General features: G+C 37.5%; 19 protein-coding genes and 1 tRNA gene. 9 read left to right on the top strand and 11 right to left on the bottom strand.

Going from position 1 to position 25,551, the window contains the following annotated elements:
• Nucleotides 1–41: 41 nt before the first annotated feature.
• Nucleotides 42–716 (bottom strand): SCO family protein, encoded by a 675-nt coding sequence (locus AAY42_RS11380; protein WP_055395274.1) that lies wholly within the window; start codon nt 714–716, stop codon nt 42–44.
• A 152-nt stretch (nt 717–868) separates the two neighbouring features.
• Here AAY42_RS11380 and rseP point away from each other — a divergent pair, with 152 nt between their 5' ends.
• Entirely contained in the window at nt 869–2,224 is a 1,356-nt protein-coding gene (gene rseP, locus AAY42_RS11375) for an RIP metalloprotease RseP (protein WP_055395272.1), read from the top strand.
• A gap of 69 nt (nt 2,225–2,293) precedes the next feature.
• Nucleotides 2,294–2,367 (top strand) — tRNA-Asn (locus AAY42_RS11370).
• 840 nt (nt 2,368–3,207) lie between these two features.
• Here the strand turns inward: AAY42_RS11370 and AAY42_RS11365 are convergent.
• Genes AAY42_RS11365 through AAY42_RS11345 form a run of 5 tightly spaced genes read right to left on the bottom strand, consistent with a single transcriptional unit; the run spans nt 3,208 to nt 10,826 of the window.
• Nucleotides 3,208–6,483 carry an ABC transporter permease/M1 family aminopeptidase gene (locus tag AAY42_RS11365; protein WP_055395270.1) on the bottom strand — a complete coding sequence of 1,092 codons (3,276 nt, stop codon included), beginning with the start codon at nt 6,481–6,483 and terminating at the stop codon, nt 3,208–3,210.
• Between the two features lies 1 nt (nt 6,484).
• On the bottom strand, nt 6,485–7,354 hold the full coding sequence (locus AAY42_RS11360) for an ABC transporter ATP-binding protein (protein ID WP_055395266.1): 870 nt from the start codon (nt 7,352–7,354) through the stop codon (nt 6,485–6,487).
• A 1-nt stretch (nt 7,355) separates the two neighbouring features.
• Nucleotides 7,356–8,030 (bottom strand): class I SAM-dependent methyltransferase, encoded by a 675-nt coding sequence (locus tag AAY42_RS11355; RefSeq protein WP_055395264.1) that lies wholly within the window; start codon nt 8,028–8,030, stop codon nt 7,356–7,358.
• Between the two features lie 10 nt (nt 8,031–8,040).
• Nucleotides 8,041–8,457, bottom strand: a complete 417-nt coding sequence (locus tag AAY42_RS11350) for a MauE/DoxX family redox-associated membrane protein (RefSeq protein WP_055395262.1) — start codon at nt 8,455–8,457, stop codon at nt 8,041–8,043.
• 5 nt (nt 8,458–8,462) lie between these two features.
• On the bottom strand, nt 8,463–10,826 hold the full coding sequence (locus tag AAY42_RS11345; protein WP_055395260.1) for a TonB-dependent receptor: 2,364 nt from the start codon (nt 10,824–10,826) through the stop codon (nt 8,463–8,465).
• 129 nt (nt 10,827–10,955) lie between these two features.
• Here AAY42_RS11345 and AAY42_RS11340 point away from each other — a divergent pair, with 129 nt between their 5' ends.
• Nucleotides 10,956–11,936 carry a helix-turn-helix transcriptional regulator gene (locus AAY42_RS11340; RefSeq protein ID WP_055395258.1) on the top strand — a complete coding sequence of 327 codons (981 nt, stop codon included), beginning with the start codon at nt 10,956–10,958 and terminating at the stop codon, nt 11,934–11,936.
• 6 nt (nt 11,937–11,942) lie between these two features.
• Complete coding sequence (locus tag AAY42_RS11335) at nt 11,943–12,971, top strand: phosphatase domain-containing putative toxin (RefSeq protein WP_082433412.1); 1,029 nt, start codon at nt 11,943–11,945, stop codon at nt 12,969–12,971.
• A 64-nt stretch (nt 12,972–13,035) separates the two neighbouring features.
• On the opposite strand, the gene AAY42_RS11330 is transcribed toward AAY42_RS11335, so the two are convergent.
• From AAY42_RS11330 to AAY42_RS11315, 4 genes are all read right to left on the bottom strand, one after another.
• Nucleotides 13,036–14,406, bottom strand: coding sequence for a hypothetical protein (locus AAY42_RS11330; protein ID WP_139063725.1), 1,371 nt, complete (start codon nt 14,404–14,406; stop codon nt 13,036–13,038).
• A 4-nt stretch (nt 14,407–14,410) separates the two neighbouring features.
• Nucleotides 14,411–16,780, bottom strand: coding sequence for a TonB-dependent receptor (locus tag AAY42_RS11325; RefSeq protein WP_055395253.1), 2,370 nt, complete (start codon nt 16,778–16,780; stop codon nt 14,411–14,413).
• A 112-nt stretch (nt 16,781–16,892) separates the two neighbouring features.
• Nucleotides 16,893–18,566: a PepSY-associated TM helix domain-containing protein gene (locus tag AAY42_RS11320; protein WP_055395251.1), complete on the bottom strand. Its 1,674-nt coding sequence runs from the start codon at nt 18,564–18,566 to the stop codon at nt 16,893–16,895.
• Between the two features lie 8 nt (nt 18,567–18,574).
• Nucleotides 18,575–18,856: a hypothetical protein gene (locus AAY42_RS11315; RefSeq protein ID WP_055395249.1), complete on the bottom strand. Its 282-nt coding sequence runs from the start codon at nt 18,854–18,856 to the stop codon at nt 18,575–18,577.
• A gap of 440 nt (nt 18,857–19,296) precedes the next feature.
• Here AAY42_RS11315 and AAY42_RS11305 point away from each other — a divergent pair, with 440 nt between their 5' ends.
• Nucleotides 19,297–19,740 (top strand): Fur family transcriptional regulator, encoded by a 444-nt coding sequence (locus tag AAY42_RS11305; RefSeq protein WP_055395246.1) that lies wholly within the window; start codon nt 19,297–19,299, stop codon nt 19,738–19,740.
• A gap of 1 nt (nt 19,741) precedes the next feature.
• Here the strand turns inward: AAY42_RS11305 and AAY42_RS11300 are convergent, their stop codons facing one another.
• Nucleotides 19,742–20,962 carry a site-specific integrase gene (locus tag AAY42_RS11300; RefSeq protein WP_055397904.1) on the bottom strand — a complete coding sequence of 407 codons (1,221 nt, stop codon included), beginning with the start codon at nt 20,960–20,962 and terminating at the stop codon, nt 19,742–19,744.
• 391 nt (nt 20,963–21,353) lie between these two features.
• Here AAY42_RS11300 and AAY42_RS11295 point away from each other — a divergent pair, with 391 nt between their 5' ends.
• The 4 genes from AAY42_RS11295 to AAY42_RS11280 all read left to right on the top strand — a co-directional run bounded on the left by AAY42_RS11295 (nt 21,354) and on the right by AAY42_RS11280 (nt 25,511).
• The gene (locus tag AAY42_RS11295; protein WP_055395245.1) at nt 21,354–22,577 is read left to right on the top strand and encodes a GTP-binding protein; all 1,224 of its coding nucleotides are present in this window, start codon (nt 21,354–21,356) and stop codon (nt 22,575–22,577) included.
• A gap of 7 nt (nt 22,578–22,584) precedes the next feature.
• Nucleotides 22,585–23,178, top strand: coding sequence for a DinB family protein (locus AAY42_RS11290; RefSeq protein ID WP_055395244.1), 594 nt, complete (start codon nt 22,585–22,587; stop codon nt 23,176–23,178).
• A gap of 498 nt (nt 23,179–23,676) precedes the next feature.
• The gene (locus tag AAY42_RS11285; protein WP_055395242.1) at nt 23,677–24,267 is read left to right on the top strand and encodes an RNA polymerase sigma factor; all 591 of its coding nucleotides are present in this window, start codon (nt 23,677–23,679) and stop codon (nt 24,265–24,267) included.
• 122 nt (nt 24,268–24,389) lie between these two features.
• Nucleotides 24,390–25,511, top strand: a complete 1,122-nt coding sequence (locus tag AAY42_RS11280) for a FecR family protein (protein WP_055395240.1) — start codon at nt 24,390–24,392, stop codon at nt 25,509–25,511.
• The last annotated feature ends 40 nt before the right edge of the window (nt 25,512–25,551 follow it).

Genomic DNA, 25,551 nt, shown 5'->3' with positions numbered 1-25,551 from the left:
AAAGCGCATATGGGATTTCAAAAGTTTAGGGATTTCAAGCATTATTCTCCATAGCTTGCTTTTAGGATCTGCAAGTCTTGAAGCAACTTTTCAATTTCTTTGGAATCCGTTCCATCGTAAAAACCTCTAATCCTTTTTTCTTTGTCCACAAGGATAAAATTTTCGGTATGGATCATATCGTATGGACCTCCATTACCATCGGTTTTAACGGCCAAATATGATTTCCGTGCCAATTCATAGATTTGTTTTTTATCGCCGGTGACCAAATTCCATTTATAGTCCACAACCCCTTTTTCCAGTGCGTATTTTTTCAATTGCGCTACTGAATCGATCGTTGGGGTTACCGAATGGGATAGTAGCATCACATCTTTGTCATTAATTACCTCATGCTGTATTTCTGCCATATTCTTTGTCATAATAGGACATATGGTGGGGCAGGTAGTAAAAAAGAAATCGGCTACATAAATTTTATCCATGTAGTCTTGTTGGGTAATTTTCTTTCCATTTTGATTGATCAATTCAAAATCTGAGATCGTATGGTACTTCTTTTTGTAATGCAAAGTACTGTCCACCAATTCCTGGCTTACCATGCTGGGTTGGTAAATGGGTAACATCTTTTTAGGTTGCAACGCAGTGTAAAAAAGATAGATTATCACAATAGAAAGTGCCAAGAGCACCATTCCAAAGAATTTATATTTTAAAAAAAAGGACAGCATGTTTTGCAAAATTACGGCTGACTGCAGGATTGTTTGTCATAAAACGGAAGTTTTGTTGCCAAAACTTTCTTAAAACCCAGTGTGGTCTCAACGCCTGTTTTTTTATGACTTTGTAAAAGTTTACTTTTGTGCGTTTTAACAGATACGATCAAATGAGTCCCATACTAATAAAAACCATACAATTCTTTCTCAGTTTGTCCTTGCTGATTGTTCTTCATGAACTAGGACATTTTATCCCTGCAAAATTATTTAAGACCAGGGTTGAGAAATTCTACCTCTTTTTTGATATAAAATTTTCCCTCTTCAAGAAAAAAATTGGAGAGACCGTTTATGGAATAGGTTGGTTGCCATTGGGAGGCTATGTGAAAATTGCTGGAATGATTGATGAAAGCATGGACACAGAAGCCATGAAAGAAGAACCAAAACCCTGGGAGTTCAGGAGTAAGCCTGCTTGGCAACGATTGATTATCATGTTGGGCGGCGTTACGGTTAACTTTATTCTTGCGGTTATTATTTACATTGGAATGGCGTATTCGTATGGTGAACAATACGTCCCAATGGAAAGTTTACGAGATGGTGTTTGGGTAATGGAAGAGGAAATAGGGGATAAGGTCGGAATACAAACAGGGGACAAAATTATCGCCGTTGATGGTAATGAACTTGAATCCTTTAACAGCGTTTTTATCGAGTTGATCAATGGAAATACCATTACATTGGAAAGAGACGGACAACGGATTGAAAAAGAAATTCCAATAGACTTTATTTCTACCCTTTTGGATGATGAAGAAAAAGTCAGGTTTTTAAATTATCGTATTCCATTTTTGATAGGTGAGGTATCTGAAGAATCTGAGAACAAGGATTCTGGTCTAAAAGTTGAGGATGAAATCATAAAAATTGGAGACGACAAAATCACTTATTTTGACCAGGCAAAATCAATTTTAAAGAAATATGAAGGACAGCATATTGAGTTAACTGTTGCCAGAAAAGGTGGGGAAGTTGCCAATATTCCGGTCAAAATTAGCGATAGTGCAACCATTGGGGTGAGGCCTGGTTTTCCAACTATGGAAGATTTGCAGGAAAAAGGAATGTTGAACATAAAGGTTGAGACCTATTCTTTTGCTGAGTCTATTCCTGCAGGTATTGATAAGGGCGTAACCACATTGTCCAGTTATGTAAAACAACTTAAAAAAATATTCAATCCTTCCACTGGGGCTTATAAAGGAGTTGGTGGATTTGCCGCTATTGGGAGTATGTTTCCTGATACGTGGAATTGGGCTGCTTTTTGGTCTACCACGGCATTGATTTCCATTATTCTTGCTTTCATGAACGTATTGCCCATACCCGCATTGGATGGGGGACATGTAATGTTTTTGCTGTATGAAATGGTAACAGGCAGAAAACCTAGCGATAAGTTTTTGGAATATGCACAAATGGTTGGGTTCTTTCTTTTAATAGCCTTGTTGTTATTTGCGAATGGCAATGATTTGTACAAATGGCTTTTTAAGTAGAAAACCATTTTTTTTGCTTGTAGTGTTTTAAAGAAACTGCTATATTTGCACCCGCTTAAGGTAAAATATTCCTCCTTAGCTCAGTTGGTTAGAGCATCTGACTGTTAATCAGAGGGTCCTTGGTTCGAGCCCAAGAGGGGGAGCAGAAACAGCAAGGCTTCAGAGAAATTCACACTCTGGAGCCTTTTTTATTTGCACGCAATTTGCACGCAGATTGAGAAAAATTTTATTTGGAGTTAAACTTTAACATTTCAGTCTAAATTTTTCTAGAATTATTTTCCGATTTGTCCCAAATACTTACCCTTAAACTTTGCGCATGGATCCTGTTTCGATTTTATAGTGTTCGGAAAGATAAGCGTAATATAAAATCGAAATAGGGCGTACCTACTTTATTCCCAGAGTAGTTATTCTATTTCAAAACTATGTTTGTCCCACACTTTTCAAACTGCATCAAAGAACATCAAATAAAATTTGAGAAAAATGATTACACAAATAATCACAATTAGTAGTAAATAATATTTTTTACAGCAAAAAGTTCCAATGTTTACTGCACCTCCCAAGGTTTTTACAGTAAAAAATTTTCTTCTCGGAATCCTGAAATAACATAACTAATTGAAAATCAATTAACTGAAAATTGTAACATAGCGTTAGCGTGTTACCCTCTTGCTTTACATTCTTCGTCCTGCTGGCAGGACAAAAAATGTAAACACTAAGTGCCTTTCGCCTCAACCATATTTTACCAAAACACTCCAAATTTCATTGATTCCTAAAATCTAGAGAAAATCGGATTGTTAGAAACAAAGTATGAACCTGTTTAAAATTAATTGAAATCAAAATGCGATAAGAAACAGAATATCTGTGTCGAACTATCCCGTAAAAGGTGAATTAACGAGAATACTAAAACAGACCATGGGATATACTGTTAAAAAAATGTAGCTCTGAGAGGATGGTCTCAAAGAACAGCCGACTATGTGGAAACTTAACTAGCTAGATGCTTTCTCAGTAGCTTCAAAAAGCAGTCTAACCCCTTCCTTTTTAGATGTTGGAACTTCCTTCAATAACTTTTGGTATAAATCAATAAATACTTTAGGGCCTCCCGAGTTCTCTTTTACAAACTCCGACAAAATGCTATTGAATTTTTCTTTACCAATTATGTTTTGCAATTGGTTTAGTGCAACAGCTCCCTTATTTTCTTCCAAATAATCTGTGCCATCTGCATACAACAAGGTAGGTTCCGTATTGGGCTCATTGTTTTTGTCTTTACCATATTTATCCATTTTCTTTTGGATAAGCATTTCTGCGGCTTCTTGTCCTAAAGTCTCTTTTACAAAACTCAATCCTACGGCTTCTGGCAACGCCAAGATGAACATATCAGCACCTTGCACATCTGCAACAGGCAGTTCTTTTTGCACCCATAAACTGGCCAATCCGCTTCCAATGGTCTGATAGATATAGGCCTTCTCTTGTAGCCCCTCAGTGTTTGCCACCCAACCTTCTTTTTCTGAAAGCGCAATGGTATTCGCAAAGGCATATTTAGCATCTTGCCAACGGTGGATTTCTGCTAATTGAAGTTTATCAGTTACTGCCTCCGTCCCGAATTGTTTTTGCATATAGGTTATCCCTTGCTTAATGGCATCTTGATACAATACTATATTAAACGCATGTGACGGTTTGTGGAGAATAGAATAATTGATACCATTTGCTACATCTTTCTTGACCGCATAGTCCGATGAACCTAAGTGCCAATTAAAGACATGGGGAGTATTGATTGTATAATAGGCAATGGTTCTACCATCCTTTGTTTCTATTTTTTTTAATTCCCCAGCGGCGAAAGGTAATTGCCCTGCTTCTGTGCTAATGGTAATACTTCCCTTTACCAAATCGGCATCTGTTGAAAAAGCATTTTGTCCAAGTGCAAATGGGTCGCTAATTTCCGCCATCCTAGATTTTAATCTACTCAATCCTTGTTCCTCCCGCTTTCGGTTTTCCAAAAGTTCCTTACCGCTGTCATAACCGATTACAGGCAAAAAATCTTGCACGCTTCCAAAACTTCCTTGATACGTAATATCCGCTTGGAAATTATTCTGTGTAAAACCTTCGTATTGCTTTACTCCTTCCAATGAAAGTTGGAGCAAGATATCGGCCTGAAAAATCTTTGGAATAAGATATGCCGTAAAGTTTTGATTTTTATCCTCCTTAACAAGTTGTAACTCTTGCCCGTTCAGTTTTAATTGGGTAACCGTTGCAAAGTCTTTCAAGTTTAAGAAAAGAGTGTCTATCCCTGTTTCATTGCTCAGTGTGATATTGGCCGAATAGCTGGCCCTTCTTTCCGAAGGGAAAAGGTCAATTTTCATATCGACCGTTTTATACTTTGGTTGGGGACGCGTTTCTAAATACTTGTATTTCTTTTCATATTCGGCATCAAGTCGCTCTTCCTCAGCTTCTGGTGTAAAGTTTCCATTGTCATAAACATTTTTTGTTATGAATGACATTAGAACAAAGAAAAGACCAAAACATACAAGCATTACTACTTTTGGGATATAGCCAAGCTGCATATTTTTAATTGATAGGCGATTGCGCCATTTTTTATCAGAGCCACGTTTCCATATCCATATTCCAGCCATTACCAGGGTTGTTGCCAGTGCCAACCAAAGAAAGAAGAACCAATTGGCTGCAGGCTGAAAAATACCATACCCACTTATTTCCGAATAATCCTCAATTCCCGGGGTGAAGCCATAACCTATCCGCAAGTCCTCTATAATACCCATATCAAAGGAAACAATCAAAAAAAGGAACAGACCCACACATAAGAGATGGGTAAGAATCCGTTGTCCACTTAAAGCACCTATAAAAAATACCAGGGATGCCCAGAGCACAAAATTTAGAAAAGCCCACCTATATAAAAGTAAATCTTCGGCAAATCTGCCTAAATCAATATAAGAAGCCCCGCCTAGCAAAACTTGGGTAAATACCGATATAAAAATAAAACTTAGACTTAGCACAAAAGCAAGACCCACTACGGCCGCAAAGCGCGAAAGTTGGGTTACCCAGACGGGTACCGGCAACGAATCGGTAATCTGCCAAATATTGACCGTTTTATCTTTAAAAAAAAGTTCTCCTGCCCAAATCATAATCAACATGTTGACAAATACACCCCATTGCAAACGGAAATAGGTCATATTACTGCTAATGGGCAGCTCATTACCTATGTAATAAGTTGCATTCCAAGTTACATTCTGTAAAAAAATCATCAATAAAATAATTCCCAGAATAATCTTAAATGAAGTAGGCCGAACTATATTCAAAAATTCAAGTTTTGATAAGGACCATAATTTTCGGAGAAAGTCTGAAATGCGAAATTGTTTTATAATCTCGGGCATTTTTATTGTTTGAATTGTAAAGACTTCTTTTTTACTTTCCTTTATTTTCTTGGATTTATCTACCCCTGCTTGTACAAAATATTTAAAAGAGAACCTAAAATATGAGGCAACAGCAAGTATCAAGGCAATTATAAGCCAAAGCAACCTGTTCTGCAGTATGTATCCCGACAGTTCAAAGTAATCGGTATTTTTCTGTTCAGGGGTCAACAAATCTGTATAATGCTGTGCAGCCACATAACCCCCGGAATCAGCCAAAATATAGGCGGTGAGATTATCGCCACCACCTGTTTCAAAAGAAGTCTGTGCAATTAAAAATATAATGACCACCAAAAAAACGGCCAAATAACTTGTGGCTATTCGTCTTGTAAAGACAATCGAAAAAAATACAAGCGCAACATAAAAAAACAAGTTGGGGACGGTAAACATGATCCAACCATGCAATAAAGGTCCCCATTGTACTGGTCCAAAACGGTTGACTTCACCAATACCGGAATAGGGGACTAAAAGGTGTCCCACAATCAACCCAGTACTTAGAATTACGAGATACAGAAAAGCCGCCAAAAATCTGCCAATAAAAAAATGTTTGTCATTAATGGGCATGGCATAAGTCCACTGAGCCGATTTGTATCTTATTTCCTTGTAGAGAACACCACCTGTAGCAATGGCGATGATAATGATCATTAACATTCCCATACCAGCATAGTTGCGATATAGAATGCTACTAGCATTCATTAAAACCCCTTCATTCGCGAAATAGTCAAAGGAACCCTTGGTATACCAAATGGCCTGAAAGACCAGCATGATAAAGAAGATCAGCGTAACCCAACTGAACAAACGTTGTTTGAGTTCATTTTTTATGATGGAAAATATTGTCTTCATTCTAACTCTCGCTTAAAATTTTAAAGTAGGCATCTTCCAATGAAGGGGATTTGGCATCAAATTCACCAGCAGGCAATTCGTCGGCTAAAACGGTTATCATCAATTTACCGGAAAAGAAACGTTGCGATATGACATTGTACTTCTCCTGATATTCCGTTAATTGTTCTTTATGAATGGGTACTTCATATAACTTGTCACGCATCACTTCTTGAACTTCATCAGGTTTACCTGTAAGTACTACTTTACCATTACCAATAATGGCCATATCCGTACAGAGTGTACTCACATCTTCCACAATATGGGTAGATAGTATGACCACTGCATTTTCGCCCAATTCCGAAAGTAAATTATAGAAGCGGTTTCGTTCCATGGGGTCTAGCCCTGCAGTAGGTTCGTCCACTATGATGAGTTGGGGATTGCCCAATAGTGCCTGAGCAATTCCAAAACGCTGTTTCATGCCTCCTGAATAGCCATCCAGTTTCTTCGTCCGAACATCGTAAAGGTTTACTTTTTGCAAGAGGGCGGCTACGGTATCTTTTCGTTCCCCTTTATGCACAATGCCCTTCATATCCGCAATATGTGTGAGTAATTCTTCTGCGGTTACATTGGGATATACTCCAAACTCTTGGGGGAGATACCCCAAGGTTTTTCTCAATGCTTCGGGGTTCTTTAGCACATTGATGCCATTGAAATCAATTTCCCCGGTATCCGGATCTTGTAAAGTAGCGATGGTTCGCATTAAGGTAGACTTACCTGCCCCATTTTGTCCTAAAAGTCCAAACATCCCTTTTTCAATGGTTAAAGAAACATTTTTCAGGGCCTGTACACCATTCGAATAGGTTTTTGATAAGTTGTTGATTTCTAGTTTCATTTCAATCAATTTTATGAGTTATCCAAGCACTGTAAATAGAGGTTTGGAAAAAACGGGTCGGTGGCTTAAAGCCAGCACGAACCAATAACTTCTTTAATTCTTCTTCACTTGTGCGATGCAATTCTTTTTTTATCCTTGTGAAACGTTCATCGATTTCCTTTTGGGCTACTGTGTTTTCCAATAAAAGTTCGAGTACTTCCAAATTGGTTCTCAACTGTTCGCCATTCCCAAAAATCCCCATAATTATGAATGGAGAGCCGGGTTTCAAACGTTTTTCGACTTGCTGTAACAATGCCAATTTATCCTTCGGATATTTTATAAAGTGTAAGACGAGAGATAGCGTTGCTGCATTGAAAAAAGTAGTGTTCTTAAAGTGTTCGAGCTTGCCCGTAAACAATTCGATAGTACTGAAAGCTCTTAATTTTTCCTTGGCCAAGGCAATCATTTCCGGAGAAGGATCTACACCGGTGAGCGACCAGTCCTCTGAAGATTGGGCCAAGGCTTTCATCTCATTGCCCGTGCTACAGCCCACTATCAGGGCGTTCTTTTCGTCTGTGTGGTTCAGCAGCTTTGGCAACATATCGATATAATAATCGTAGTTGGGAATCCACTTTGCCGCAAAATCATCGTAGTTATTGGCTCTGTTTCCTTCGAATATGGCAATGTTCTTTTTCATTCTCGTACTTTCAAATAATCCCTTTTTGTTTTTTAAGCAATACAGGTTGCCATTCTTTATACCTACTAAAAAGCACTACTAAATTCAACAGAAAGAATACCAGGTCGAAAATGATGAACTGCATATATTTTGAAAAGAAAACATGCGTCATTAATAAGCAAAGTATCAACGGAACCAACATGACACTTCCCAGTAAATAAGTGCGCTTAAATACCAATAATGCTCCACATAGCAATTGAAAAAAGCCTACGAAATACAGATATCCCGATGCCTGCAGAAATTCATAAAACATAAAGAATTCTTCGGCTGCCTCTGCCGTATCAGCTCGGAAAACTGATGAGTCATAGGGCATAAACAATTTTTCCACTCCTGCATAGATGAACATCAAAGCCAATAAAAATCGGATGATATAAACAACTATTTTCATATTATTTAAAACTTACCAGTGAGTGTAACACCATATGTTTGAGGCAGCCCAAAGGAAGCCGCGTTAAAACCACCTACGCCATAACCATAGCTATAATAAGCTTCGTCAGTAATGTTCTTTCCCCATACGAAAAGGTCTAAATTCTTAGATGTGAACCCTATTCTTCCATTTAACAGACCATACTCATCTTGTGTGGTATCATTATCTACTGAAAAAAAGAAATCTGATTGATAATTGTAATCAAGACTGGTCTCTAAATTGAACTTTTTGTTCAAGGGTAATTTATAGTTCACGTTCATGTTACCGTTGAATTCTGCTGCCAAGGGAATGCTGTTTCCCGAAAAGTCCAGTTCTTCACCAGTATTGAAGTCTATGGGATTGTACTTTGTTATTTCAGTATTTAAATAACCTAGATTAAGCGTGAAATCCAATCCTTTGGCAGCAACCCATTTACTTTCCAATTCCAGTCCATAGCTTCTGGATTCACCTATATTGTCCGTGCCAATTACAAAACTTGTCAAATCCAAAACAGTAAAAACTTGTTGGTCTTTGTAATTGATAAAGAACCCTGTTAGATTTAACTTTAACCTATTGTTCAGAAGATTTGTTTTTACACCCGCTTCGTAATTAGAAGATTTCTCAGGTTCAAAAGGTGCAGCATCGGGGTCTGTAACAAAAGTATTGATCCCTCCGGGCCTAAAACCCTTTGCATAATTGGCGAACAAGAAGACATTGTCATTTACATCATATCCTAAAGACACTTTTGGAGAAAGCGCATCAAAAGTTGCGTCATCACTAAAACTGTTCCCTGGTAATGCCGGATTTGAAAAGGTACGTACTACACTGGCTTCAACTTCTTCATAATCGGCACGCATACCTCCAGTAACTGAAAGTTTATCGGAGATTTCATATGTGGCCTGGCCAAACACTGCGATTCCCTTTCTGTCCGCAATAGGCAATTCAATTTGGTTAAAAGGTGCAAGGGGTGCAAAATCAGGAGCAGCTAAGCCAATATCATTTCCAAATCTGCGAATGTCTTCTCGTTCTTCTTTATTTTGATAAAGAAAAACGCCAGCTGTCCATTGTAGGCTTGCATCCGAAGAAGAACTTAGTCGCAGTTCTTGCGCAAAGTTCTCATAAATACTATTAGGCCTGCGGGCTGATTGTATATCAAATGGCGTATAATCAAATTCATCCAAAGATTCTTGTTGAGTAATTTGATAGGAGGTAATTGAATTAAGCGTAAACTTTTCAAAATCATATTTTAGAGTGAATGCAACGTCTTGTGTGAGCACCTTTTGAAAAATATCTACATCAAAATTCAACTTGTAAAGACTGTTTTCCAGAATATCTTGCAATGAATTATCGGGAGTTGCCAAGGCAAAGGCATACGCATTTGATTCCCTTCGTTGAATGTTATAGCGGAGTGCCATGGATAAATTATCATTGGCAAAATATTTTAGCCTGAAATTTGCGTTTAACGCTTTTCTATTTTGTAGGTCTTTGTTGTTAAACTCATTGGTAACGAAGCCATCACGCTCTGAAACCTTGGCGCTGGTTCTAAAAAACAATTTATTTTCTACCAATGGGGCATTAAGGGCAAAGGACATTTCTTTGGCGTTTAAATTCCCATAACCAACCGTAGCATAACCTGACAGTTCATTAGTAGGCCGCTTCGTGGTAATTTTAAGAACCCCTGCCAAAGCATTTCTTCCATAAAGTGTTCCTTGTGGTCCTCTAAGTACTTCTATCTGCTCTACATCCGCCAAAGCAAGCGGATAGGCCAAGGTGGAAAAATAGGGTACATCATCCACATATACCCCCATTGTAGGATTTACATCGATAGTGGAAATACCCCTACTGGCTACGATAGTAAAAATACCAGGGCCACCATCATCATAAGTATTAAAATTTGGGGCAATACTACTCAATTCACCAAATTCCTTTACTTGTAATTGTTCTATGCCCTTAGCCCCTATCGCCGATATTGAAGCTTCTGTCTTTTGAATGTTCTGCAAACGTCTATTTGCAGCAGAAACCACCACCTCGTCTAACTGGTTAGAGGATTCCACCAGAACAAAATCATAAGAAGATTGTGAATTTTGAGATACATTTATCTGATTGACAAGAGTTTGGTATCCCAGGTAACTAATCTCGATAAAATACGTTTTTGAAACGACACCTTCGATTGCATATTTCCCTTGATTGTCAGTTGAGGCCCCTTTTGTTGTTTCCAACAAGCGAATGTTGGCTCCTTGAACGGGATTTCCATCGGTATCTGAAATTGTTCCTGTAAGTCTATTTTCTTGGGCAATCCCTGCAAATGATAAAAGAGTAAAGAAAAGAAGTGCTAGATTCTTGAAATTCATGCGTATTTAAGTTGGTTGTTATTATTTAGATTAATTATAAATAACTAAATTTAAAGCGTAAAAATAGTTTTACGCTTGTAAATAGCGACTACGCGAAACGGAATAAAACCTACGTAAAACGGAATAATAATGGGTGTGAAATTATACTTACGGGATTTAGAGGAAATTATTTTTGAGACTGGCCAGCAACAATATCATATAGACAATGCCGGTACTAGTGAGTTTAAGTTCACGTTCGACTATGAAAAGTTCAATGGTTGGTACAAGGAAATAGTACTCGACAATTTTAAAATTAGTTATGGAAGTGGAAGTTTTGCAGAGAAGACCACCATTTTTTTTGAGTTTGATGAAGAAACTGTAGAGATGCACTTTTCTATAAAAGGAAACTCCTCGACATCGATGGATACTTTAGATGGAGGTTTTTTGATTGGCCCAAACAGCCATAACATATTTTACGGGAACGATTTTCGTGGTAAAATTGAATGGAATTCAAAGGAAATGTTCTTCTTAGAAATCAATCTAAAACCGGTATTCTTTGAGCAATACCTTCCTACCAATGGGCAATTTGATTTTTTCAAAAAATTAATACAAAATAAAGAACTAGGAACCATAAGTTCTCATAACCACCCCATAACACCTCAAATGTTCCAAATCATCAATGATATTATCAACTGTCATTGGAAAAATGAATATCGTAGGCTTTTTTTGGAATCCAAGGTGATGGAACTTTTGCTTTTACAGTTAGATCAAATGCAACAATGTGAATATTGTTTCTCAAACTCTGATACATCCAGAACAATGATTGACAAAATGCATTTGGCCCGTGATATTATTATTGGAAAATTAAACGACCCTATTAGCCTACCTGATCTGGCTAGAATGGTAAGTACTAATGAGTGTACACTTAAAAAAGAGTTCAAAAATATTTATGGTAAGACAGTATTTGGCTATATCCGTGATGCTAAAATGCAAAAAGCTAAAAACCTGTTGTTGCACAACAATTTATCCGTAACTGAAATTTCTGAAATGGTTGGTTATAAAAATCCACAACATTTTAGCTCCGCTTTTAAAAAGCAATTCGGTGTTGTGCCAAGTTCCATAAAAAGCTAATGCCTGATGTATATCAAAAGTAACTTAAGAATAGCCTGTACTATCACCTTGATTCTTATGACCGTAGTAAGCATTGGTCAAGAACAAAACCAAACATTAAAATCGGTTTTAATACAACAATTACAGGCCAGTCATCACAATGAGGGGTGGTTTGTACCCATGAATAAGGCCTTAGAAGGACTAACGCCAGAACAGGCAATATGGAAAGACAGCACTTCGAATCACTCCATTGCGCAATTGGTATCGCACATTACATTTTGGAACACAAGGGTCTTAAAGGTTTTTAAGGGCGAAGAGGTCGGTGATTTTAATCAGGACAATAAAGTGACGTTCTTCAAACTTAGCAATAGCGATTGGAATTTGGCCATTAAAAAGTTGGATAGTTTGCAAAATACTTGGGAATTAGTTGTGCAACAATCCGATGAAGCAACTCTCAAAAAATGGAGTGAAGAAATACTGAACATGTGCGCCCATAATGCCTATCATATTGGTCAGATGGTGTACATCAGAAAAAAAAATGGATGGTGGAGGCAAAGCCATATTCCTAAGTTGCAAAAAATACCTTCCAAATACTTCAAAAGATTGTATGCCCTTAATGATTCGGTGTTCCGTTCAGAACAACCTAGCAAAAAGGGTTTTAGGAAATTGGAATCTCTTGGTGTAAAAACAGCCATAACCTTTCGTAGAAACAAAGATGACTCCAAGAAAGCAAAGGGCTCCGGGCTACAATTGACGCACATTCCTTTAAAGACTTCTGAACTTACCGAGGCTGATTTGATAACAGCATTGAGGGCTATAAACTCAGCAGAAAAGCCTGTGCTGGTACATTGTTGGCATGGCTCAGATAGAACAGGAGCCATAATGGCCGCATATCGTGTGGTTTTTGAAAATTGGTCAAAAGAAGATGCCATTTCTGAGTTACGGCGCCCTGAACTTGGGTATCATGAAAATTGGTATCCTAATGTTATTGACCTCATTTCAAATCTTGATAAAGAAGGGGTAAAGGAAAAATTAGGGCTTTTGAAGTTTAAATAAAAAGCCCCAATCCAATTTAACGATTGGGGCTTGGTAAGCTAGACTAACTCCTAAAACTAAACTCTTATTCTTGTAATATAAATAGTTGTGTGGCTACACCACCCGTGGAAATATTGTAGATATTAGTACTGGTATTTGTTGTTGGATCAAATTCATAATACCCGTTAATGGATTCTGTTGGATTAAAAACTTGAAAATAGAACTTTCCATTGGCCTTGTATGAAAATGGATAAACAAACCCAGCAGTAGAAGTAATATCGGCAATGGTTTCAGCAGTTTGTGCATTCAAATCAATTCTGGTCCATTTCATGTTTGGGCTGTTGGTAACCAAACCAACCAACTCATTGAACTGTGCATCAGTTATCATTCCTGTAGCAAGTAAGCCTAAAAGTTCATTTACCCTGGGAACATCTGCTTCAGCAGTCATTGCAGCATATGCGATACCGTTAGCATCATAAATTGACCCGGTACAAAGCTGTGCCACGGAGTTTTGAAAACCCAATGCGTCGACAGGATTAAAAGCATAATCCGGATCAAAATCAGTACCACCTGAAGGAATCTTCAAAAACTGAGGTCTTGAACTGGGCGGAGCTGTTGGGCCAAATTGGAAATCCAAACTGTATTGGCCTTGTGTAAGTAAGAAAATATTGCCCTGTTCATCAACCAACGGGTTTTCCATTCCCCGAGTCAAGGGATATGTGGCCCCATTGAATACTGCTGTTTTTTCCCAAGAACGGGTATTGAGATTTACTACTTCTACAAATATATCAGTACCCTCGTAAAATTGTGGTGTCACGGGGGTATTGGTGGTCAAGGGAAGGAATACTCTATTGTCTTGTGGTCTATGAATGATATGGAAATACGAATTCGCCTGACTTTCTCCAAGGTCTTTTGGTGCCATTGCTTCAGGCATTTGTATTTCCTGAATAAACTGCATAGTCGTAGGATTGAAAAGAAATAGACTTTGGGTGTCGAATATGGTATATACCCCCAAATCATCGTTGAGAATCAAAACCTGACTTAGATTTGCACTTAGAGGAATTGCGCCAGCTCTAACAATCTTATTGGTTTCTTCATCAACGGCATACCTGTTCAATTCTAGGTTTTCGGTGTCCAATGAAGGTCCAAAAGCCAGAAATTTATAAATAGTATTCGGAAAATAACGACTAAAGGAGCTGGAAGTATTCGTAGTCAAATCGATAGCTCCTGAGGGTAAATCCGAAGAATAATTCGTGAAATATGAAAAGGATGTGGGTGTACTTAAGATTGAGGATGCCACAAAACCACTTTTGGCATAGGGTAAATCTGCAATGGTCTGTTCTGCTCCTGCAACCGTTTCAACAACAACTTGGGTTACCACCTCTTCAGGTTCACAGGACAAAATCAAAAGTGCAATCGTCAAAAGGCCAAAAAAATGTTTAAAATTCGTTTTCATATCATTAAAAATTGGAAATCTCATAAATCAGTTTAAAGTTGAAGTTGCGCCCCGGTCTCGGAATGCTAAAATTGTCGAATAAGTCTTCATCTGTGATGTTGACCACATTGAATGCAGCTGTAATTTTTTTGTCGAGGAAACTCAGGGAAACGCCGGCATCAAATCGGTCTTGTTCAGGGACAAAGGCGTCTGGTGTAGTTTCTAAGGTTTCGCCGTCAGAAACAGGGCGAATATTGAATACATCCACATGGGTGTACAATCCATAAAGCCGAACATCTACACCTGAATTGAAGATATCCTCCGTTTGCCACGATAGTTCTGTATTGTAGAAAAACCGAGGTGTATTTGGCAATTGAGAACCCACAGCGTCATCTGTTGCCGTATCGACTGCAAATCGTTCTATGGTTTTGTCAACGAAACTGACATTGGTGTTCCAATTGAAGTTTTTAAGGAAATTGAACTGTAATTCCGTTTCAAAACCTTGTGAATCTATGTCGCCTATGTTTGCGTTCTGTTGTCTTGCGGCATTGGCATCAATAAAGATGAAGTTCCGTTGCTTTCTTAGGAATCCGTTTGCTGTTAACCCTAATCGATAATTCTCGTTATAACGCTTATTGTATCGAAACCCAAGATTAAAATTGTCACTTTCCTCGGGTTGTAGTTCTCCATTGGGAGCCACATTCAATCCATCACCAGCAAACTGTACAATCTCAGGAATTAAAAAGCCACGTTCATAAGAACCTCTTATCGAAAATACATCGGTGAGCTTGTATTGAATACTACCATTCCAACCCAAAAACCCTTCTGTACTTTCAATAGCAACCCTATTGAGATTACTAAAACCAACCAATTTATAGGTATAGTATTTTAAGGCTGCGGAAAATTCAAGGTTTTCATTGAATAAGGTATTATCATATTGCAACCCCGAAATATTCTTGGTGATTTTCTGTTCTGGGGCTACTCCAAATTGTGTGGGGTCATCAATATCGAAGTCTTTGAGTTCTTGGTCTTGATGTGCCAAAAGATTGCTAAAGATCAAATTGCTGTTTTCAGATACTTGAAGGTTCAGGGTCAATCGATTTACAAGGCTTTTTGTGGTAGTTTCTGTGAGTGCGGGGCTTCCGTCTTCAAATTCCCCTCTTCGCCCATTGGTATCGATGATATCTCCTAACCAGTTGTAGGTGTTTGATGTGGTATCCACAAACTTTGTAAATAGGTCACTGTAGTTGGATATGGTCTTCAATTTCAATTTATCCTTAATCAACGTTTTATCATACTTGGCAACGATGGCTACATTTTCACGTTCACCTATTGCTTCACCAACAGCGACATTGGAAATGGGGTTAACATTGTTTTGAAATTCCCGGAAAGTATCAAAGTAGTTGAAAGCAATCTCTGCATGATCCGTCCATTTTTTGTTATACGTGCCCAATATAGCTGTGCTATATTGTAAGCGATAAAGGTCGTGGAACCGTCTTATGTTCAAAGGTTCTTCTAAGTCCACAGGTTGTCCGTTATCCGGATTTACAACACGAATAGGAGCTTTGAATGTATAATCATTGTCAGAGTAATTGGCTCCAGCGGTGACTTTTACAAAACTCTCCTTGCCATCGGTTAGGGTTACACTAACATCCCCAAGATGAGTATTAAATGAACCCGCACTGTACGATGCTCGTAGCCTATTCACGGTATTTTCCTCAGTGATGATGTTAATCCCTCCTCCGAGGGCATCCGAAGAAATGTCCACAGGAAGTACACCCTTGAAAACATCTACACGTCGTATTCCCGTTAATGGCAATGTGGCAATATCGGTTCCTGGAAACAAAAACTCTATGGGGACTCCGTCAACAAATGTCCTCACAGCCGTTCCATTTAGTCCATTGATGGAAACGTCGGCACCGTCTCCCAAAGAACCAGAACGACGGATACGAACACCTGCAATTTTGTCCACGGCATCGGCTAGAATATTAGTTTGTGAAACCACATCGGCCAATTCAAAACTACCTATAGTGATAGCCCTTTCTTCCTGTTTGGTGGAAGATTTTTTACCCTCGACAATGACATCGTCCAAGGCTTGAACATCTTCTATTAGGGTAAAATCCAATGTTAAATCACCATTTACAGAAATAGCTTGGGTTTTGGTGGCAAAACCAATAGAACTTACGGTAATTGTGTAGTCTCCGCTACGGACGTTTTTGATTTGGTAGATACCATTTTCATTAGCAACGGCGTATTTATTGTTTCTGTCAAGATTTATGGTGGCATAAGCTAGAGGCTCCCCATTTTCGGTTTTTATGGTTCCAGAAATATTGTATCTGTTTTGGGCTATGATTGCCGTTGGAATCAGCAATAAGAAAAATAGTATTTTCTTCATTTTATGGTCGGTTCTACTTTTTGATGGGCAAATCTAATACTTTATTTTTATTTAGACTTATTATAAATAAAAGTATTTGATAAAGTCATGATTACACTTAATTGGGGATTCTCTACTTAGATTTAATGACGTTTTGTAGTACTGGTGAAGGTTCTTCTTTTGCCAACTTACCTACCTGGGCATCTATGATTTCTCTTTCAACGATTTCCGCTTTGTCAACTTTTGAAGGACGGTTCAAATAATATCGGTTAATCAATAATCCAGATACTCCGATAATCAACCAAGTGAAGTCCACGCTGAATACATAATATTGCTTACTGGCAAGGGAATTCCATATCCAGTCTCCTGTAATTACCCCGTTGACAATGGGAATAAGAAGTCCAAAAACACTTCCGAGGATGATGTAGTTTCTATTCAATTTGCGGTAATCGTTCCAAAACAATCCTAAGATTGTGAGAATCAACCAACCCATAAAGAAAATGGAGTTTACAATTGGTACTCTACCTTCCATTGCCAAGGGAACTAGCTTATTTGCAATGAATATCAACGCTAGGGCAGGGAACATGGAAAGGGTAATCGCCAAATAGAATTTAGTAACTCTATGGTGAAACCTTCTTTGCTTGTCCGTATAGCTAGGTTTATTCCTTGCAGTGCGCCATATCATTATTCCGCTGATTATGATATAGCAGGTAATCATTGCCAAAAGGAAGTAGATTATTTTAAGGAAAATCCCTCCATAAGTGGCATAATGAAGTTTGATCAGCACACCGTATGCTCCTTTGGCATATGGTCTTGTCTCAGGTTCAATAGCTTCTTTTAGCTGTCCATCTTTATAACCATATACAAATATACCATCACCTCCAATGCTTTTATAGTCGTTCACACGCACTCCTATGGTTCCATCTTCTTTCCCATAATTTGTTGCGTAGATATAGGTAACGTTGTTTTCTGGGTAAGCAGCACTTACTTTATTATATATGCTGTTGAAAGCAACGCCATCGTCAATGGCTTCTGCATTTTCATCATATTTTATTCCTGCATCAGGTCTTACTGCCTTAACGACCTCTGTAGTATCTCCGTTGTACATCAAAATGGCACTTGGTGCCAACAGCAATATGGAAAGACCGAGCAATGCCCCAGTTACTGCATAAATTACCTGAAACGGCAACGTAATCAATCCAAGTGAAATATGCCCGTTGGTCCAAATCTGCTTCCATTTTCCTTTGGTTGTAAAGGCGTAAAACTTATTAACGATGTTTTTCCAATGCGTTAAAACGCCAGTAATGACAGCAAACAAAAAGAAAAAGGCAACAAACCCCGATAAATAAAGCCCAACAACGGGTATTTGACGGAAATAATGCAATTCATAAATAGTCCGTGCCATATGAGTGCTAGGCTCATCACCAATGGATATTACATCGTAGGTATTGGGATTAAGTATGGCAGTGAAGAACGTCAACTTACCTTCCTCCGTTTTATCCCTCCCATATAAAGTTACCAATGGATTGGCCTCGGTTGGAGGCGTAATGCCAAAAGTCAGGCTCTTGTCAAAACTTTCTGCGTTTTCATCCACTATACTTATGACCTTATCATAATCAACTGTAGCAGGGTCAACATGGTCAATCCGGGCGGCTGGATTTTCCCATTGATACAATTCATCCATGAAAAGAGCTACTGCACCAGCGTAAAAGCAAACAAATAGTGCAAAACTGATTACAATACCCGATACGGTATGCGTATGGAACATTGCATTATATAATCTTGGTTTGAGGGCTTTGAGTTTCATGGTCGGTTTTATTTGTTGAGAAAGATTACAACACCAAAGATTAAAGTTAACAGCAGGTATATTCCCCAGACTTTCCAACCATTTTTAAACAAAAAGGCTATGACCAACAAGGCCGCCCAAAGAATAAAGGAGGTATAAGCAGTAGTAATAATCAGTGCGCCTTTTTGTTCGAGGAGACTTCCTAGAGCATTATGAAAAAAGATGGTTACAAAGAATCCACCCAGAATGCCTGCGGTAATTTTTAGAATTCTTTGGCCTGGGTTTGATAGGTGTTTTTGGTTGGCAGGCATTTACAGAATATTTTCAATTACTATTACGATTAAACTTAGTATGGCAAGGAAATAAGCATATTTCTTATGTAGTGGTAATAACATAATGGTAAGACACAGGCTCAAAAGCAAAGTGATTAAAAAAGTGAGCAGACCAGTTGCTAATCCCAATTGAAACGACAATAAAATCGCTGATGAGATGAAAAGTAGATATGTAATAAGTCTCGTTACTAATGGCCTTTCATTAGCTTCTTTCTTGATGCTATTTAGTTGTTCTGGAAAGTGTTTTGACTTTACATAAAGGAGAAAACAACCGAGAAAAATTAAAACAATACCCATTATTACCCTTATTTAAAAAAGCAAACATAGATATTATTTTTAATAAATCTAAATAAAAATAATTATATTGCAAAGGTTAATCTAAAGGGCAAATTGGCTTAACCTTTACTTAAATATCTTATATGGCCTGTATTAGTAGTTTCAAAATAATCAAAGGAATATTTACTTCCTTTCTTGAAGAAAACGGACACCGTAAAACACCTGAACGTTATGCCATTCTGGAAGAAATCTATAATACCGACGAGCATCTTAACATAGATACCTTGTATGATATAATGAAAAGTAAAAATTATAGAGTTAGTCGGGCTACCTTATATAACACCATGGATATTTTACTGGAATCTCGTCTAGTGCGCAAACATCAATTTGGGGATAAAGTTGCCCATTTTGAAAAGTCTTTTTTTGATGGTAAGCACGATCATATTATTTTGACGGATACAGGTGAGATATTGGAATTTGCAGATCCCAGAGTTCAGGAAATAAAACAGACCATTGAAGAGACTTTTAATATTAACGTAGATGAACACTCTCTTTATTTTTATGGTGTTCGAAATCAAAAAAATTAAACTACAGAGAGTTCAATTCTAACTGATAGTTATCAAGTATGTTGCTTGGTAAGGACTTAAGATAAATTTGGGTAGTACTGAGTTTATTATGTCCCATCATTGCAGATATGGCTTCCAAAGGAACTTTTTTGAACATAGCATGAGTTGCAAAACTATGTCTTGAAACATAAGAGGTCAAACGCTCTTCAATCCCACATTTTTTTGCAATCTCTTTCAAACCAATGTTGTAACGTCTAAGCTCCCATTGGGCATCTTTGTACTGTAATTCCAAAGTGTCACGATAAATTATAGGCAATAAAAAACCAGAGGGGTTAGGATTGCTTAGATAATAATCAATGATTGGTTCAATCTGATTCGTTATAATTATATCATATCGTTTTCCTGTTTTTCGTCTTTGAAATTTGACACGGCCATCAATAATATTATCCCTTTTTAGAAATGCCATATCGATAAAGGACATACCCAGCATCAGATAAGAAAGTATAAAATAATTGCGATAGTGGAAATGGTTAGAACCAACCTCGGTTTCCATCTCAAGTATTTTTTTAATGCTTTCCAGTTTTATAGCTCTTTTTTGGGTTGGCTTAGTTTTTATGGTGTAGTATTTAAAAGGATATAAGGATTCATCCACCATACCTTCCTTGATTCCTTTATTGTAGATGGCCTTTATTGTTCTCATATAAGATGCAATTCCATTAATGGTATTGCCTGGCTTAGATAAATGATGCCTTTCAAACCTTTTTAAGAATTCAAGGTTGAGTTCATTGAATTTTAAGTCTCTATCATTTGTAAAAACTTTTAGTCTTCCAATAATTCCGGAATAGTTTCTAGCGGTTCCGATTCGTTTTTCTAATATAAGTTCTTCTGCTTTTTGAAGGCCAAATTCATAGAAGGAGTTTAAACGTTTCCTGTTAACAATTTTATCAGCAATGTCTTTTGCCGTAAGCTTATCCAATTGGTCATTATCTGCCAACTTATTGATTACCTCTTGAGCCTTGATTTGTTTTTTTAATAAAAGGGTGTTCATTAGATGAACAGAATCAACATCCGGGAAATTTCTTTTTACTTTACATCGTTGATGATCCCAATACTCTTCTGGGACATAATGACCTGTTTTGATTGAAGTAGTTTTTCTAAAATGGGTCAGCCTTAAAATGATGGGAAAACATCCATTTTGGGTCATTCTTCGGGTGTCCAAACTTAGTTTTATACTCGTGTTCATGAACATAAGTTATAAAAAAATTTGCACGCAATTTGCACGCAAAAAGTTGGTTTCAATTGATTTTGTTTGACAACAAATTTTATTAAAACACTGATATTCAATAAAATATGCGATTTTTAAAATTTGCTTGGATCCCGTTCGGAGACGCTGTTAATCAGAGGGTCCTTGGTTCGAGCCCAAGAGGGGGAGCATAAATTGCCCAGTAGATATTAAATCTACTGGGTTTTTTTGTTTTTCAATATGTTTTTATCTCTGTCTTTTTCTGTTTTTAAAATATAAATGCAACTGAGTTGCATTTATTGGCAATTTCTTATATTTTTATGACCGGTTTGCTACTATGGGTTTCTTAATGCCCACGGGATGCAAATTCCCATAACTGCAAAAAAGAGAAATGATAGAAAATAACAAATTGCCGGTAACCGTTCTTAGCGGTTTTCTGGGGGCTGGTAAAACTACCTTGCTGAATCATGTGCTGCATAACAAAGAAGGCTTAAAAGTGGCCGTGATTGTCAATGATATGAGCGAAGTGAATGTTGATGCAGAGTTGGTTAAGAGTGAAAACACCCTTTCTCGAACAGAGGAAAAGCTGGTAGAAATGAGCAACGGCTGTATTTGCTGTACGCTAAGGGAAGATTTAATGGTAGAAGTGGAGCGACTGGCGAAGGAAAACAGGTTTGACTATCTCCTTATTGAAAGTACGGGAATTAGTGAGCCGATTCCCGTTGCCCAGACGTTTTCTTTTATTGACGAGGAGAACAATATAGATCTTTCCCGCTTTAGCTATGTGGATACAATGGTAACCGTTGTGGACGCTTTCAATTTTTTTAAGGATTTTGGAAGTCCGGAAACCTTAATTGATAGAAACCTAACAGATATCGATGGGGATTATCGAACCATTGTCAACTTATTGACTGACCAGATTGAATTTGCCAATGTCATTGTCCTCAATAAAACGGACCTAGTTTCAGAAGAGCATATGGGCATTTTGAGTGCGACCATTACCAAACTAAATCCTTCGGCCCGAATCATTAAATCCCAATTTAGTAAAGTAAATCCCAAAGAAATACTGAATACCAATCTTTTCAATTTTGAGGAAGCGGAACAAAGTGCTGGTTGGATTGAAGAACTTAACAAGGATGAGCATACTCCGGAAACGGAGGAATATGGGATAAGTTCTTTTGTTTATCGAAGTAAAAAACCTTTCGACCCAGAACGCTTTTGGCATTTCGTACAGCATAAGTTTCCAAATAGTGTCATTCGTAGTAAAGGGTTGTTTTGGGTTGCATCACGACCTGAACAGGCTTTGATTTGGGGCCAGGCAGGAGGTTCCTTGAGAACAGATAGTGCCGGGGTATGGTGGAGTAGCATGCCCTTTCAAAAACGCTCGCAATATGTTGCTTTTCTTGATAACCAAGAACAAATTGAAGCTGAATGGGACAAAACCTTTGGGGATAGAAAAAACGAAATTGTATTCATCGGCCAAGCTATGGATGAGGAACGGATGAGGGCTGACCTTGACACATGTTTGGTCACAGATAAAGAACTTGAATCACAAAAGTGGATGCAAGGATATCATGATGACTGGCCGGTGGAAAGGGCTTACGCATTAAATTAATATTACAATGAATCGAACTCGTTTTCTAAGAAATGCTTTAGGCTTTGGTCTATTTTCATTCATTGGTTGTCGTATGGATAACAGTAAGGCAAAATCTACCAATAAACTGGCAACCGCCACGCCATCTACAAATCAAGAATCTACAAAAGACCTTCGTAAAGAACTCATGGCGGCTTGGCATCGGTCAGAAATTATGACCATGACCAATGTGGATCAAATGCCCCCTGCATATTTCACTTTTAAGTACACAGATGAGGCCATGACTTTTTCCGAGCAATGGAGACATTGCGTCATCTATACTTGTGGACAATTGGCAGGTAGGGTAGGCATTAAAAATCCATATGAGAATGTAAAACTTCCGGTGCAAATGCCAAAGGAAGATGTTATCAAGGAACTGAAAAGTATGTATGCTTTTGTTCAAAGATCTATTGGCGAACTGTCAGATGAAAAGCTACTTTCCAAATGTGATTTTGCAGGCGATACCATTCCGGTCTGGCGCCTGTTCTATGCAATGGAAAACCATATCATTCATCATCGAGGACAATGCGTGGTCTATCTTCGGCTCAATGGAGTTGTTCCAAAAGGCTTTTATGGTTGGTGATAATTGACATTTCTAACTTACCTGCAATTTCTTTATAGTTTTCTATAATTAGAATTTGGTAAACCATCACTTACAATTTTCCATAAGGTCAATTGCTATTCTTGGCTATTTTCTAGTAAATGTAGCTTATTCATTTTTTCAATTAGGTCACTGGTAATTGCTACTAATGTTAATAATAGGGCCCTTGGTTCGAGAGCCCAAGAGGTGAGCTCAACAGAAAAGCAGTTACAGAAATGTAGCTATTTTTTTGTTTTTTACTTCGCATAAGAAATTATCACGCACTAGGTTAAGTGAACTTTATAACTGGATAATAGTCTTTTTAAAAATGTAATCCTTTTTTGATCTTTTAACAATATTGACATTTGAAGGTTATTTTAAAGTGATGTTCAAATTAAATTATCCTTAATAAATCGTTGCTATATTTTTCGTTTTTGCATAGTCAAGTACTTTTCAATACATTTATCGAAATAAACTAACTAAACAATACTTTTCTTCTAAATGCCCATTAGCTCAAAAATAACCGATAATTTATTGGTTGGAGAATTTGAAAAAGGTAATGAAAAAGCCTTTCGCAAATTGTTTGAAATGTTCTGGGAGCCTATGTTTATAAATGCAAAATCTATTGTCTTGGATGTAGATGCTGCCAAGGATATTGTTCAAAACATATGGACCAATATATGGCAAAACAGGGAGATACGAAAAATTGAAAATTTTGAAGGATATCTTTACAAAGCCGTAAAATATAGCTGTTATAAATATCTAAGAGACAGCAAATTTGATACTACACACATAGAGATTATAGAATCATTACAATTGAATTCAAGACCTGAGATTGAGAAACAGTATGATTTTGAGGAAACGCATACTCTTCTTCAAGATTCCTTGGATAAATTATCTCCCAGATGTAGACAGGTTTTTAAGTTAAGTCGATTGGAAGAGGTGAGCAATGAAGAAATTGCCAATCTTCTTGGAATATCCAAACGGTCTGTTGAAAACCAAATGTCTATCGCTTTAAAATCCATACGGCAGCACATGACCACCGTACAATCAGCCGTTACGACATTTCTTACCTTTTTCCTTATTTTTTAGTTGCTTTCCGAAGCCAGTTACAATTATTTGTACAATCCTTAAATGTTAAAGAAACGTTAAAAACATATTTGTTGTGTGAGTTGTACTGCATTTAGGGTTCTTATTCTTGTAGCCCAATTTTTATGCAAGAACAAGAATTCAAAAGATTACTTAATAAATACCTCGAAGGCACCTTATCTGAGGATGAGACCAAAATTCTTGAAAAATTCGAGGAGGAACTGAAATCAAGGAGCCAAGGGATCAATTTTAAAAATAATGCGGAAAAAGCTCAATTTCAAGAATCTATTTGGTCTGGAATTGACATGGTTTCCAATAAGAAAGCAAAGACCCAAACATGGAGATTAGCAGCTTCAGTTGCGGCTATATTTATCGGTCTTATAGCCACGGGATACTTATATCTTCAAAATACCTCTGCTACCTCGTCAGGATTAATTCCCGAAAATGCCATTACACTAGAACTTGAAGATGGTAGTATAAAAGTTATTGAAGAAAATGGCGCAACCCGTATCCTTGATGAAGATGGTAATTTAATTGGCCAGCAGAATGGCAATCAATTGGTATATGACAACAAAAGCTTTGTTGAGGAAATAGCTTTTAATACGTTAAGAGTACCCTATGGCAAGACCTTTGAGCTGCAGTTATCGGATGGTACCAAGGCGCATTTAAATGCTGGATCTTCCATAAAATATCCTATTAAATTTCTCAAAGGACAGGATAGACAAATATTCATAACTGGTGAAGCCTACTTGGATGTAGCCAAAAATCCACTTCATCCCTTTATTGTTAGCGCAAACAATTTAAATGTACGGGTACTGGGCACACAATTCAATGTTAATGCATATCCTGAAGATGAGATAACGGAAATTGTACTTGTAGAAGGTTCTGTTGGCCTGTATTCCAATAGTGTTGCGTACGATTCACAGAAAAGTACCATTCTTGAGCCCGGCTTTCAGGCTAAGTACAATAAATCAACAGAGCAAATTAGCACTGAAGAGGTGATTACAGATATTTATACCTCTTGGATGAAAGGCGAGTTGGTTTTTAGAAATATGTCCTTCAAAAATATCATGAAAAAATTGGAAAGGCATTATGACATCAAAATCGTAATGAACAACAAAGAATTATCAGATAAAATATTCAATGCCAGTTTTGGAAATGAGCCCTTGTCCAAAGTTTTAGAAAGCTTAAGGGAAAATTACGATATAGAATATAGCTTAATAAACAATGAACTAATTATAAACTAAACAATAGACTATGACATAACACCTATTTACCATTTAATAA

It is taken from the genome of Flagellimonas eckloniae (genome assembly GCF_001413955.1).
In the GTDB taxonomy this organism is placed as follows: Bacteria; Bacteroidota; Bacteroidia; order Flavobacteriales; family Flavobacteriaceae; genus Flagellimonas; species Flagellimonas eckloniae.
The sequence above is the reverse complement of the archived record's forward strand: the minus strand, read 5'-3'. Positions and strand labels throughout refer to the sequence as shown.